Below are 13,100 nucleotides of genomic sequence, written 5' to 3'. Positions count from 1 at the left end.
CTGCACTCATCCGATGATCGACCCCAAGGAGCCGCGATGCGTGTCGCCCTGTTCCTGACCTGCGTCAACGACACGCTCTATCCGGACACCGGTCGGGCGGTGGTGAAACTGCTGACCAGACTGGGCGTCGACGTCGACTTCCCGATGGCGCAGACCTGTTGCGGGCAGGCGCACTACAACACCGGTTACCGCCATGAGGCGGAGCCGCTTGCCCGGCATTTCTCCGATGTCTTCGGGGAGTACGAGGCGATCGTCACACCGTCCGGCTCGTGCGGGGCGATGGTGCGGGAGCTGTATCCGCGGATGGGTGAACGGGCGCGGGCGGAGGGCCGCGGGGACACGCTCGCGGCCACCCTGGCGCCGGTGGTCCCGAAGACGTACGAGCTGACGGAGTTCCTGGTGGATGTGCTGGGGGTGACGGACGTCGGGGCGTACTACCCGCACCGGGTCACGTACCACCCGACCTGCCACGGGCTGCGGAGTCTGGGGCTCGGCGACCGGCCACGACGACTGCTCCAGGCCGTGAAAGGGCTGGAGTTGGTCGAGTTGCCCGGGGCCGACGAGTGCTGCGGCTTCGGCGGGACCTTCGCGGTGAAGAACTCCGACGTCTCGGCGGCGATGGGCGCCGACAAGGTGCGCAACGCCGAGTCGACGGGCGCGGAGGTGCTGTGCGCCGGCGACAACTCCTGCCTGATGCACATCAGCGGCACCATGACCCGGCTCGGGGCCGACCTGCGGCCGGTGCACATCGCGGAGATCCTGGCGAGCACGGAGGAGGAGCCGGCCCTATGAGCGGAACGTTCGTGGGGATGCCCGGGTCTCCCCCACCCACCCATCCGGCCTTTCCCGAAGCCGCGCGAGAGGCCGTGCACGATCAGACCCTGCGCGGCAATCTGCGGCACGCCACCCACACCATCCGCGCCAAGCGGGCGCAGGCGGTGGCGGAGGTGTCCGACTGGGCGGCGCTGCGGGAGGCCGGCAAGCGGATCAAGGACCATACGCTCCGTCACCTCGACCGCTACCTGGTGCAGTTGGAGGAGTCGGTGACGGCGGCCGGGGGCACCGTCCACTGGGCCGTGGACGCCGACGAGGCCAACCGGATCGTGGCTCGACTGGTCAAGGAGACCGGCGAGTCGGAGGTCGTCAAGGTCAAGTCGATGGCCACGCAGGAGATCGGGCTCAACGAGGCGCTGGAGGCGGAGGGCATCCGCGCCTACGAGACCGATCTCGCCGAGCTGATCGTGCAGTTGGGCAAGGACCGGCCCTCGCACATCCTGGTCCCGGCGATCCACCGCAACCGGGGCGAGATCCGGGACATCTTCCGCGCCGAGATGGGCGAGTGGGGCCGCCCGGCCCCCGAGGGCCTGACCGACACGCCCGCCGAACTGGCCGAGGCCGCCCGCCTCCATCTGCGGGAGAAGTTCCTGCGCGCCAAGGTCGGTGTCTCCGGCGCCAACTTCATGGTCGCCGAGACCGGCACACTGGTCGTGGTCGAGTCGGAGGGCAACGGCCGGATGTGCCTGACCCTGCCCGAGACCCTGATCTCCGTCGTTGGCATCGAGAAGATCGTGCCGGCCTGGCGGGACCTGGAGGTGTTCCTGCAGACCCTCCCCCGCTCCTCCACGGCCGAGCGCATGAACCCGTACACGAGCATGTGGACCGGCACCACGGACGAGGACGGCCCCAGCACCTTCCATCTGGTCCTGCTCGACAACGGCCGCACCGACACGCTCGCCGACCAGGTCGGACGCCAGGCGCTGCGCTGCATCCGCTGCTCGGCGTGTCTCAATGTGTGCCCGGTGTACGAGCGTGCGGGCGGCCATGCGTACGGCTCGGTCTACCCCGGCCCGATCGGCGCCATCCTCAGCCCCCAGCTCCGGGGCACGGCGAGCGAGATCGACGCCTCCCTCCCCTATGCCTCCTCGCTCTGCGGGGCCTGTTACGAGGTGTGCCCGGTGGCCATCGACATCCCCGAGGTGCTGGTGCATCTGCGCGAGCGGGTCGTGCAGGGCGGTCGGACGATCCGGGACGGCAACAAGGTGGTGCTGCAACCCGCGAAGGGGCATGCCGCCGAGCGGGCCGCCATGCGCGCGGCGCGTTGGGCTTTCACCCACCCGGGCGCCCTGCGCACCGGCCAGCGGCTCGCCTCCCGCACCCGCCGCCTGCATCCCCGTACGCTCCCGGGCCCCGGCCGGGCGTGGACCGGCACCCGCGATCTGCCGACCGTGCCTCCCGAGCCCTTCCGTGACTGGTGGCGGCGCACGAGCGGCGAGAACGGCGACAAGGGGGCCGCCAAGTGAGCAGCAGGGAACGCATCCTGGGCCGGGTGGAGCGCGCGCTCGCGGACGTCCCGCGGGACGACACGCCGTACGAGCAGGCCGTCCCCCGGGACTATCTGCGCGAGCACGGCGAGCGCACCGGGACGGAGACGGTGGACGTGCTCGCGGAGAACCTGGCGGACTACCGGGCGCTCGTGCACCGCTGTACGGCCGCTGAACTCCCTTCGGTGATCGCCGGGTTGCTGGCCGCGCGGGAGTCGGCCTCGGTGCTGGTCCCGGCCGGGCTCGACGAAGCCTGGCTGGCGGCCACGGAGGTCGCGCGGGTCGCCGACCGGCCGGACAGCACCCCGCAGGAACTCGACCGGGTGGACAGCGTGGTCACGGCGTGCGCGGTGGCGATCGCCGAGACGGGCACCCTCGTGCTGGACGGCGGCCCCGACCAGGGGCGCCGCCGGATCACCCTTGTCCCCGACCATCACATCTGCGTGGTCCGCGTCCCCGGGCAGGTCGTCTCCGCCGTCCCGCAGGCCCTGGAACGCCTGGACCCGACCCGCCCGTTGACCTGGATCTCCGGGCCGTCGGCGACCAGCGACATCGAGCTGGACCGGGTGGAAGGGGTGCACGGGCCGCGGACCCTGGAGGTCGTGCTGGTGAACTGACACCGGGGCCCCGGCCGTCGGTTCCGGGTCAGCTGCCGCTGGTGTCGGTGGTCGGCGCCTGGCGCGGGGGCTGGTCACGGCGGTCGGTCCGGGAGCGGTCAAGCAGGCCGAAGGCCCAGCGCTCGTTGAAGCCGGCCAGGAAGCCGACCGCACACCAGAAGCCCCAGAACGCGGTGCCCGCCCCGTCCGCGTGGGCGGCGCAGATCTCGCCGGTGGTCGCGGGCGTGTCGATCACCTGCACGATGTCCGCGTTGAGCAGGAAGTACACCGCCAGGGCCAGGATCCAGCCGACGAACACCCGGTACACGCCCTCGTGGCGCATGCCGCGCGCCAGCTGCCCCGGGGCCACGGTGCCACGGTCGCCGTTGGTCCGCCGGCGGACGAGCGCCTCCCCGTTCCTGCGCAGCCGTACCAGCACGCTGAGCACCGCGCCGAACGCGCCCACCCCGCCGCACACGAAGGCGCCCATCAGGTTCCACCGGTCGCTGCACCCGATGTCCACGCTCAGGACGTCGAGCAGCCCCGCGGCCCCCACCACGAGCGGCGCGCTCAGCAGCACCAGGCTGATCAGCGCGCCGAGGCTGAGTCCGACGTTGATGCCGCGGCTCACGGCGAGCGCGCAGTCCTGGTCGATCCGGGCCCGCAGGCCCGCGATCTCCTTGTTGAGGTACTCCTTGAGATGCCTGTCGCACTCCCCGCCGGCCAGCCGCGGGTCGCGCAGTACATTGCCCAGGACACAGCCGACCGTGATCCGCAGCGACTGCCGGGTCTCGTACTCGAACGACCGCTGTGCCTCGCCGTGGATCAGCTGGAGGTTCATGTGCTGGCCGGGACAGCCGACGATGAACTGCTCGTACGCCGCCTCGCGGCCCGGTTCCACCAGGTTGGCCAGTCCGTCGGCCTTCGTGTCGGTGCGGGCGCCCAGCACCGCGTCGCGTAATCTCCGCCACCTCGATCGGCGGCAGCCCCCGTTGCTCGTCATGGACAACCTGTACCCGCACCGCCGCCCGACGGGAAGGCGGGCACGGCACCAGTACGGTCACTGTCGTCACGGAGCGGTCACCACCGCGGTACCCAGGTGACAGGGGCGCTGAACAAGCGCTTAGATAGGGACCTGGACACCGAACCCGAACCAGCCGGAGGCCCCGTTGTTCACTTCCGTAGACGACGTCTCCGCACGCCTCGCCGAGACCGGCTATCTGGCGTCGCCCGCCGTCGCCACGACCGTCTTCCTGGCCGACCGGCTGGGCAAGCCGCTGCTGGTGGAGGGCCCCGCGGGGGTCGGCAAGACGGAGCTGGCCAAGGCCGTCGCCCAGGTAGCGGACGCCCGGCTGGTACGGCTGCAGTGCTACGAGGGCGTCGACGAGTCCCGCGCGCTGTACGAGTGGAACCACGCCAAGCAGCTGCTGCGGATCACCGCCGGCAGGGACGAGACCTGGGACGAGACGCGCACGGACATCTTCAGCGAGGAGTTCCTGCTCGCGCGTCCGCTGCTGACCGCCATCCGCGGCGACGACCCCAAGGTGCTGCTGATCGACGAGACCGACAAGGCCGACGTCGAGGTGGAGGGGCTGCTCCTGGAGGTGCTCAGCGACTTCCAGGTGACCGTCCCCGAGCTGGGCACCATCGCGGCCACCCGCCGCCCGTTCGTCGTACTGACCTCCAATGCCAGCCGTGAGCTGTCCGAGGCCCTGCGCCGGCGCTGTCTGTTCCTGCACATCGGCTTCCCGGACGAGGAGCTGGAGCGGCGGATCGTACGGCTGAAGGTGCCCGGCCTCGGCGAGGCGCTGGCCGAGTCCGTGGTGCGGGTGATCGGCGCGCTGCGCGCGATGGACCTGCGGAAGGTGCCGTCGGTCGCCGAGACGATCGACTGGGCGCGCACCCTGCTGGCGCTGGGCGCCGACACGCTCGACGAGACGGTGGTACGGGACAGCCTGGGCGTGATCCTCAAGCACCAGGACGATGTCCTCAAGGCGGCCGCCAAACTGGACCTGGACAACCTGTGAGCACCCCCGGCGGCGTCACCGAGCGGCTGACGGGCCTGGTCGGGGCGTTGCGCGCGCACGGCGTGCGGGTCGGCACCGGGGAGAGCGTGGACGCGGCCCGCGCGGTGGAGGCGCTCGGGTTCGCCGACCGGGAGCTGCTGCGGGAGGGCCTGGCGGCGACGCTGCTGCACGGGACGGGCCAGCGGGCCGTGTTCGACCCGGTCTTCGACCTCTACTTCCCGCGGCGCGTCGGCGCGCCCGGCACACGGTCCACGGACCGGGAGGAGCTGCGCGACCGGCTCGCTAAGGCGCTGGCGGCGGACGACCGGGACATGATGGCGCGGCTGGCGGCGGAGGCCGTCGACGGGCTGGGCGGATACGGGAGTTCACCGGAGTCGGACGGCTGGTCGTCGTACCAGACCCTCGACCGGCTCCGCCCCCAGACGCTGCTGGCCCGGGTGCGGATGGACGTCCGGCAGCGGGACGGGGGCGCGGGCTTCGCCGACCGGCTGCTCGACGACGAGATCCGGCGCCGTATCGAGGCGTTCCGTGGGATGGTCGCGGCCGAGGCGCGGCGGCGGGTCGCCGAGCGGCGCGACCGGGACATGATCGCCCGGCGGGCGGTGCGCCCGACCGCCGACCGGGTGGACTTCCTGTTCGCCGGTCGGGACCAACTGGCCGAACTGCGCAGGACCGTTCAGCCGCTCGCCCGCAAACTGGCCACCCGCCTTGCCGCGCGGCGCCGCCGGGCCGCGCGCGGCACCATCGATCTGCGCCGCACCCTGCGCGGGTCGCTGTCGACGGGCGGTGTGCCGATGCGGCCGGTGCTGCGCAGGCGCCGTCCGGTGCGGCCCGAACTGGTCCTGCTGTGCGATGTGTCGGGCTCGGTGTCGGGCTTCTCCGACTTCACGATGCTGCTGGTGCAGGCGCTGCACGACCAGTTCAGCAAGGTGCGGGTGTTCGCCTTCGTCAACCGGATCGACGAGGTGACCGGCCTCCTCGACCACGGCAGGGCCGACCCCGAGGGCCTGAGCGCCCGCATCCGCGCGGAGGCGACGCTCACCGGCTGGCACGGCAGCAGCGACTACGGCGTGGCCCTGGGCGAGTTCGCGGAGCGCTACGGCGACGCGGTCGGCCCGCGCACGACGGTGTTCGTCCTCGGTGACGCCCGTACGAACATGAGCGACCCGAATCTGCCCGCGGTCCGCCGGATCGCCGAACGGGCTTGCCGTGTCTACTGGTTGAACCCCGAGCAGCGCTCCCAATGGGGCACCGGCGACTCCGCCGCGCCCGCCTACGCGGAACTGGTGGAGATGCACGAGTGCCGCACGGCGCGGCAACTCGGCGGGCTGGTCACGAGGCTGCTGCCGGTGTGAGGCGGCCGGGGCCGATGTGTGGTCGACTTGCGGCACATCCGCCCGCAGACGAGGACGTACGACATGACCCACCCGCCCGTGGAACTCGGCACCTTCCCCACTCCCGTGGAACCGGCGCCCCGGCTGGCCGCCGCGCTCGGGCTCGGCCCGGACGACCTGTGGATCAAGCGGGACGACCTGACCGGTCTCGGCGGTGGCGGCAACAAGATCCGCAAGCTGGAGTGGACGCTGGGCGCGGCGCTCGCGGAAGGGGCCGACACACTGGTGACCACCGGCGCGCCGCAGAGCAACCACGCCCGGCTGACGGCGGCCGCGGGCGCCCGGCTGGGCCTGGACGTCGTCCTGGTGCTGCGCGGCTCGCCGGGCGTGTCGCGCTCCGGGAACCTCGCGCTCGACGGGTTGTTCGGGGCACGGCTGGTCTGGGCGGGCGAGGTCGACCGGGCGGGCCTGGACGCGCTGGCGGACGAGGTGTGCGAACGGCTGCGGAAGAACGGCTCCCGGCCCGCGCTCGTCCCGTTCGGCGGGTCCAGCGCGCTGGGGGCGCGCGGCTATGTGCGGTGCGGCGAGGAGCTGCGCCGGCAGGTCCCGGACCCGCGGACCGTGGTCGTCGCGCTCGGATCCGGCGGCACCATGGCAGGACTCGTCGCCTCGCTCGGGACGGAGGCGGTGCTCGGGGTCGACGTGGGCGCGCTGCCCGACCCGGCCGCCGCCGTCGCCAAGTTCGCGGCGCCGCTCACCACGCAGGCGGTCACCCCGGACCGACTGCGGGTGCGCCGCGACCAGGTGGGCGACGGCTACGCGACGCTCACCGCCCCCGCGGCCGAGGCACTCCGGCTCGCCGCCCGCACCGAGGGACTCGTCCTCGACCCCATCTACACGAGCCGCGCCCTGGCCGGGCTGACCGCCGCCGTCCAGGACGGCGACATCCGGCCCGGCGAACGGACCGTGTTCATCCACACCGGCGGACTACCCGGCCTGTTCGGACACGCGAAGGCCGTCGCGTACGCCGAAGAAGGGATCGTCACCCACGAGGCCTGACGGCACCCGACCCCGGCACGCGACACTCACCGACGCTGCGGCTCGCCGCCCGCATCGACAGACGAGCCTCGACGGCACCCGGCCCCTTACACGCACCCGCGCTCCTCCTTCCCCGGAACTACGGCACTTCCCCGATGCCCTGTCGGCGGGCCTGCCCCTAACCTGCCAGTACGTGGCAAGGGGGCGATGACATGAAGGCAGTCGTCCAGGACCGGTACGGCTCACCGGACGTGCTGGAGCTCAGGGACGTGGAAAGGCCCGTGCCCGGTGACGACGAGGTGCTGGTGCGGGTGCGGGCCGCCGGGCTGAACGCGTACGACTGGCACCTGATGCGCGGTGACCCGTACGTGGCCCGGCTGGCGCTGGGGCCCCGCGCGCCCCGCGCCCGGATCCGGGGCCGCGACTTCGCGGGCGAGGTGGAGGCGGTCGGCCGGAACGTGGCGGGTCTCCGGCCCGGCGACGAGGTGTTCGGCGAGGTCGACGGCACCTTCGCGGAGTATGTGTGCGTCCCGGACGCCTGGGTGGAGCGCAAGCCCGCCGCCCTCACCTTCGAGCAGGCGGCGGCCCTGCCGCTGGCCGGGAACACCGCCCTGCGCGGACTGCGTGACGTGGCGGGGGTGCGGCCGGGCCACCATGTGCTGGTCAACGGGGCCTCCGGCGGGGTCGGCACGTTCGCCGTGCAGATCGCCAAGTCACTCGGCGCCGAGGTGACCGGCGTGTGCAGCACACGCAACGTCGAACTGGTCCGCTCACTGGGCGCGGACCACGTCGTCGACTACACGCGCGAGGACTTCACACGCGGCGGGCGACGGTACGACGTGATCCTCGACCTCGCGGCGAGCCACGGCATCTCCGGCCTCCGGCGCGCCCTGACACCCACCGGGACGCTGGTCCTCGGCAGCGGGGGCAGCCCGGGGCAGGTCCTCGGGGCGCCCGTCCTCATCCTCAAGGGGCTCGTCCTCTCCCCCTTCGTACGCCAGCGGCTGCGCCCGCTCATCGGCCCGGCGCCCAGCAAGGCGGTGCTGGCGAAGCTGCGGGAGCTGGCCGACTCCGGGAAGCTGGCCCCGGTGATCGACCGGACGTACGCGCTCGCCGAGGCGCCCGAGGCCATCCGGTACCTGGAGGACGTGCACGCCCGGGGGAAGGTCGTCGTCACGGTGTGACCGGGCCGGCCCGTTCATGCCGGTGCCCCGCGGAGCCACACGCACCGCGGGGCACATCGGGATCCGCTCAGGTCCCCGGAGCCTTCGCGTAGTCCTGTGCCATGGCCCCCGCGAAGTCGTACACCACGCACTGTTCGTCGCCCACGACCCAGGCGTCGTGGCCGGGCGGGCACACGAAGACGTCGCCGGGGCCGACCTCGCCCTCGCCGCCGTCGTCCATGCGCAGATGCATCCGCCCTCGGACCACATAGCCGTTGTGGTGGATCTGGCAGGTCTCGGTGCCCACGACCGGGCCCACGGACTCCGACCAGCGCCAGCCCGGCTCGAACGTGGCCACGGCGAAGTCGAGTCCGGTCAGATGGACCGCTTCGAGGTGGCCGCGGGGGAAGTCGCGCCGCTCGTCAGGCTTGTCGACCGTCTTCACTTCCAACATGACGGTGTCCTCCCTTCCGGCCGCTCACCACGGCCGGGGCCGGTCTCCGTCTCCCGGCGGCCCCGGGCGGCACCGGGCGCTCGGACGGCGGCCGTGCCCCACCACTCCATCGTCTGCCCGTCAACTGGGCGCCGCCATTCGGGGAACGGCGGAGTCCGGCGGGGCTCCTGGGGCGTCGAAATCGACTCGCGCTCGACTCGCGCGCAGGATTGACATGCTCATGCAATTCACCCCAGACTCGGCCGTCCGCGCTCCGCTCCCCCCGTTCGGCCGACCCGCGCACGTACGCCCGACTCCCCGCGACGCACGGTCCGTTCACCGAAAATCCCGTGCCATCCCCGCATGCTGAGCCAGGAACCATGCCGAGACAACGTTGTCAACGCCCTGGACGGAGGCCCCTCATGACAACACCCCCCACCAGCAGTTTCCCGGTCGGACCGCCGGGCGCCCGGCTCACGCGCCGCTCCCTGCTGCGCACGGCAGCCGGGGCCGCGGCCGCGCTCACCGCGCTGGGCGGACCCGCAGCGGCATCCGCAGCGTCCGCGCCCGGACCGGCCGACCCCGACCTCGCCGAGGACGTGCGCCAGGAGTTCCTCACCTCCTGGACCGCCTACCGGCGGCTGACCTGGGGCCACGACGAGCTGCGCCCGGTGTCCGGCACCGGCTCCGAGTTCTTCATCAGCGGGGTGCCGCTGGGGCTGACCGTCGTGGAGTCGCTGGACACGCTCTATCTGATGGAGCTGGACGGCGAACTCGACACGGCCGTCTCCTGGATCAGCGGGAACCTGGACTTCGACCGCAACGCGAGTGTGCAGGTCTTCGAGACGATCATCCGACTGGTCGGCGGTCTCCTCTCCGGCTACCACTGCACCGGCAACGCGCTCCTGCTGACCAAGGCCCGCGATCTGGCCGACCGGCTGCTGCCGGCCTTCACATCGTCGCCGACCGGGGCGCCGTACCGGTACGTCAATCTGCGCACGGGCGCGGTCAGCGGCAGCCAGGTGCCGCTCGCCGAGCTCGGCAGCAACATCACCGAACTGGGCTGGCTGTCCCGGCTGACCGGCGACCCGAGATACTTCGACGCGGCCAAGAACGCCCTGAAGGCCCCGTACGACCGGCGCTCCTCGCTGAACCTGGTCGGGACGACGCTCGACGTCGACACCGGCGCCTGGACCGACGCCACCGCCCGGGTGGACCCGCCCGTGGACTCCTACTTCGAGTATCTGTGGGACGCCTATCAGTTCTTCGGCGACACCGAGATCCGCGGCTGGTACGAGACCCTTACCTCGGCCGTCCTGCAACGGCTCGGGGAGACCTACGACGGGCGGCTGTGGTTCAGGTCCGTGAACATGAACAGCGGGGCGCTGGTCAACCGGAGACAGTCCGAACTCAGCGCGTTCTACGCCGGGTTGCTCGCCCAGGGCGGCAACCTGAACGAGGGCGAGTCCTACCACTCCTCGTGGGCGGCGGCGCTGGAATCGTTCCGGCTGCCGCCGGAGAAGATCGACTACGCGACGCTCTCGGCGACCAGCACGCAGTACCAGCTGCGCCCCGAGTACGTGGACTCCGCGCTGTTCCTGTGGCTGCTGACCGGCAAGGAGGTCTACCGGGACCGCGCCAAGTGGCTCTGGAGCGCGCAGAAGAGCCACTGCAAGGTCACGAACGGCTACTCGATCGTGTCGGACATGACGACGACCCCGACGACCAAGGGGGATCTGACACCGGCGTACTGGTTCTCGGAGAACATGAAGTACTTCTATCTGCTGTGGTCCGGTGCGCCGCGCTTCGACTACACCGCCAACTACCTGACCACCGAGGGCAATGTGCTGCGCGGTGCCAACCGGGTCGCCGCGCCCGCGCCGAGCGGCACCTTCCGGCTGGTCAACCGGGCGACCGGGCGGGCCGTGGACGTGAGCGGGGCATCGACGGCGGACGGTGGCGCGGTGATCGCGTGGACCCCGCACTCCGGCGCCGACCAGAGCTGGATCGCCACCACTTCGGGCGGCCTCACCAAGCTGACCAGCCTCAACAGCGGCAAGGTGCTGGAGGTGCCGCGCTCCTCCACCGCGGACGGCACGGCGCTGAACCAGTGGGCGCACAACGGCAGCGCCACCCAGCAGTGGACGCTCCAGGCGATGGGCGGCGGCTACCAGCGCCTCGTCAACCGCAACAGCGGCAAGGCCCTGGACGTCGACGGCACCGCCAACGGCGCGGCGGTGGTGCAGCGGACGGCCGGTGACGCGGCCTCGCAGCAGTGGCGGCTGGAGAAGGTGTGAGGGCGCGTCAGCCCTGGACGGCACTCTGCGCGGCCAACTCGCCGGGAACGGCGGCGCCTTCGGCACGGCGTACGGCGAACACCGCGTACACGTAGGCGAGGTCGACGACGAGGCAGCCGATGTAGAGGTAGTACATCAGGGCGTTGTCGTAGCGCGGGTCCCCGTCGGGGTCGCTGAGCATCGTCAGGGAGGCGCAGGCGGTGCCCAGGAGTTTGGCCAGCGCGATGCCCACGGACTGGCCGCGCGTCCCACGGCGCGCGGCCAGCATCGCCAGGAACATCCCGGACATCGCCAGGTTGCTGCCGAACGCGGTGAGGACGCCGTCGCCCGCGTCGAACTCCTCGGAGACGTAGTTCATGCCCGGATAGGCAAGGAGCAGCAGTGCGGCCAGCGCGGGCAGGAACAACCGGTCGGGCAGGTAGGGGAACTCGGCCCGGCCGAAGCGGACGACGGTGTAGCCGACGGCCACGTCGAAGCAGAACCACACGATGTTGATGACGTGTCCGAGACCGGACGGCGGCCGCACGAAGGCGAACATGAACTCCCAGCTGATGTTGGTGGCGAACGCCACGACGGGCATGCCGAACGTCCGCTCCCGTGATCCGGTCCGGATCAGCAGCACGTAGGCGGTGGTCCAGAAGACTCCCGTCCCCAGGAGAAACACCGTGTGCACCGCGTGCATGGATACCCTCCGTAGGCCGTTACGGTCCGGCTCGCGCCGGTGACTACTCTGGCACGGTGACCCTCACGAACGTGCTCTCGATCGCCGTGGACGAAACCCGGGACCCGCCGCTGAGACCGCTTCCGCCGAGGGCCGCCGCGCTGCTGCAACGACTTGATGCCCCGCCCCGCCTGGTCGCCCACCTCCGGGCGGTGCACGATGTCGCGGCACGGCTGGCCGGCTGGGCCCAAGAACACTGCCCGGCACTGGAGTTCGACCGGGACGCGGTGCTCTTCGGGGCCGCCACCCATGACATCGGCAAGACCCTGCGCCGCGGCGAGCTCTCCGGTCCCGGCGCGCGGCACGAGGAGGCCGGACGTGAACTCCTGCTGGCGCACGGGGTCGAGGCGTCACTGGCCCGGTTCGCCGGTACGCACGCGTCCTGGGACGTCCCGGGGGTCGGGGTGGAGGACCTGCTGGTGAGCCTGGCGGACAAGGTCTGGAAGAACAAGCGGGTCCCCGCCCTGGAGGACTCGGTCGTGGCGCGGCTCTCCCGGGCCGGCGGTCGGCCGGAGTGGGAGGAGTTCCTGCGGCTGGACGAGGTCCTCACGGCCATCGGTGAGGTCGCCGACCGTAGGCTGGCGTACCAGATGTCCCATCCCGTGACACGAAGGTGACGATGTACGCGACTTCCCTGGGCGACGACGGCGCCGTGCTCTGCCCCCTCGAGCCGTGTCAGGCAGGGGAGTTCCTGGCCCATGTGGACCGGGGGCGGGAGTTCATCGGCCGGTTCAACGGGCTGCCGGACGTCGTCAAGGACCTGGAGTCGAGCCGGGCGTTCCTGCGCGCGTACGCGGAGAAGGCCGCGTCGGACACCGGGCGGATCGCCGGGATCCTGGTGGACGGCGATCTGGTCGGCGCGGTCGTGCTGCGCCGGCTGGACGTCGGGCAGGGGATCGCCGAGGCGGGCTGCTGGCTGGAGCCCTCGGCGGTGGGCAGGGGGCTGGTGACGCGCGCCGCGCGCGTGCTCATCGACTGGGCGGTCAGGGAGCGCGGAATCCACCGCGTCGAGTGGTGGGTGTCCCCGGAGAACGCGCCGAGCATCGCCGTTGCCCGGCGGCTCGGGATGAGCAAGGACGGGGTACTGCGGGAGAGTTACCTCTATCGGGGGAAACGGCACGACGAGGAGATCTGGTCGGTGCTGGCACCGGAGTGGCTCCGCTGACGGCG

At 71.9% G+C, this 13,100-nt stretch carries 13 protein-coding genes; 10 read left to right on the top strand and 3 right to left on the bottom strand.

Translation table 11 applies throughout. The features are described 5' to 3' along the window. The first annotated feature begins 36 nt into the window (after nucleotides 1-36). The 3 genes from N8I87_RS35900 to N8I87_RS35890 are packed head-to-tail and all read left to right on the top strand — an operon-like array spanning nucleotide 37 to nucleotide 2,938. Nucleotides 37-792: a (Fe-S)-binding protein gene (locus N8I87_RS35900; protein ID WP_263215023.1), complete on the top strand. Its 756-nt coding sequence runs from the start codon at nucleotides 37-39 to the stop codon at nucleotides 790-792. Next, nucleotides 789-2,300 carry a LutB/LldF family L-lactate oxidation iron-sulfur protein gene (locus N8I87_RS35895; RefSeq protein WP_263215022.1) on the top strand — a complete coding sequence of 504 codons (1,512 nt, stop codon included), beginning with the start codon at nucleotides 789-791 and terminating at the stop codon, nucleotides 2,298-2,300. The genes N8I87_RS35900 and N8I87_RS35895 overlap by 4 nt, the downstream gene beginning before the upstream one ends. Further along, entirely contained in the window at nucleotides 2,297-2,938 is a 642-nt protein-coding gene (locus N8I87_RS35890; RefSeq protein ID WP_263215021.1) for a LutC/YkgG family protein, read from the top strand. Before N8I87_RS35895 ends, N8I87_RS35890 begins: the two co-directional genes overlap by 4 nt. A 28-nt stretch (nucleotides 2,939-2,966) precedes the next feature. On the opposite strand, the gene N8I87_RS35885 is transcribed toward N8I87_RS35890, so the two are convergent. After that, entirely contained in the window at nucleotides 2,967-3,866 is a 900-nt protein-coding gene (locus tag N8I87_RS35885; protein ID WP_263215020.1) for a hypothetical protein, read from the bottom strand. A gap of 220 nt (nucleotides 3,867-4,086) precedes the next feature. On the opposite strand from N8I87_RS35885, the gene N8I87_RS35880 reads away from it, so the two are divergent. From N8I87_RS35880 to N8I87_RS35865, 4 genes are all read left to right on the top strand, one after another. After that, nucleotides 4,087-4,944 (top strand): AAA family ATPase, encoded by an 858-nt coding sequence (locus N8I87_RS35880; protein ID WP_263215019.1) that lies wholly within the window; start codon nucleotides 4,087-4,089, stop codon nucleotides 4,942-4,944. Then, on the top strand, nucleotides 4,941-6,299 hold the full coding sequence (locus N8I87_RS35875; protein ID WP_263215018.1) for a VWA domain-containing protein: 1,359 nt from the start codon (nucleotides 4,941-4,943) through the stop codon (nucleotides 6,297-6,299). Before N8I87_RS35880 ends, N8I87_RS35875 begins: the two co-directional genes overlap by 4 nt. Nucleotides 6,300-6,362: 63 nt before the next feature. Further along, a complete protein-coding gene (locus tag N8I87_RS35870) occupies nucleotides 6,363-7,337 on the top strand; it encodes a D-cysteine desulfhydrase family protein (RefSeq protein ID WP_263215017.1) in 975 nt (324 codons plus the stop codon). A gap of 191 nt (nucleotides 7,338-7,528) precedes the next feature. Beyond that, the gene (locus N8I87_RS35865) at nucleotides 7,529-8,500 is read left to right on the top strand and encodes an NAD(P)-dependent alcohol dehydrogenase (RefSeq protein WP_263215015.1); all 972 of its coding nucleotides are present in this window, start codon (nucleotides 7,529-7,531) and stop codon (nucleotides 8,498-8,500) included. A 67-nt stretch (nucleotides 8,501-8,567) separates the two neighbouring features. On the opposite strand, the gene N8I87_RS35860 is transcribed toward N8I87_RS35865, so the two are convergent. Next, nucleotides 8,568-8,933: a cupin domain-containing protein gene (locus tag N8I87_RS35860; RefSeq protein ID WP_263215013.1), complete on the bottom strand. Its 366-nt coding sequence runs from the start codon at nucleotides 8,931-8,933 to the stop codon at nucleotides 8,568-8,570. 401 nt (nucleotides 8,934-9,334) lie between these two features. On the opposite strand from N8I87_RS35860, the gene N8I87_RS35855 reads away from it, so the two are divergent. Then, a complete protein-coding gene (locus N8I87_RS35855; protein WP_263215011.1) occupies nucleotides 9,335-11,209 on the top strand; it encodes a glycoside hydrolase family 47 protein in 1,875 nt (624 codons plus the stop codon). Between the two features lie 7 nt (nucleotides 11,210-11,216). On the opposite strand, the gene N8I87_RS35850 is transcribed toward N8I87_RS35855, so the two are convergent. Continuing rightward, the gene (locus N8I87_RS35850; RefSeq protein WP_263215009.1) at nucleotides 11,217-11,891 is read right to left on the bottom strand and encodes a transmembrane-type terpene cyclase; all 675 of its coding nucleotides are present in this window, start codon (nucleotides 11,889-11,891) and stop codon (nucleotides 11,217-11,219) included. Between the two features lie 56 nt (nucleotides 11,892-11,947). On the opposite strand from N8I87_RS35850, the gene N8I87_RS35845 reads away from it, so the two are divergent. Both N8I87_RS35845 and N8I87_RS35840 read left to right on the top strand, forming a co-directional pair. Then, the gene (locus tag N8I87_RS35845) at nucleotides 11,948-12,547 is read left to right on the top strand and encodes an HD domain-containing protein (RefSeq protein ID WP_263215008.1); all 600 of its coding nucleotides are present in this window, start codon (nucleotides 11,948-11,950) and stop codon (nucleotides 12,545-12,547) included. Between the two features lie 2 nt (nucleotides 12,548-12,549). Continuing rightward, on the top strand, nucleotides 12,550-13,095 hold the full coding sequence (locus N8I87_RS35840; RefSeq protein ID WP_263215007.1) for a GNAT family N-acetyltransferase: 546 nt from the start codon (nucleotides 12,550-12,552) through the stop codon (nucleotides 13,093-13,095). Nucleotides 13,096-13,100: the final 5 nt, after the last annotated feature.

Source organism: Streptomyces sp. HUAS 15-9, assembly GCF_025642155.1.
In the GTDB taxonomy this organism is placed as follows: domain Bacteria; phylum Actinomycetota; class Actinomycetes; order Streptomycetales; family Streptomycetaceae; genus Streptomyces.
This window is presented reverse-complemented; position numbering and strand designations above follow the sequence as displayed.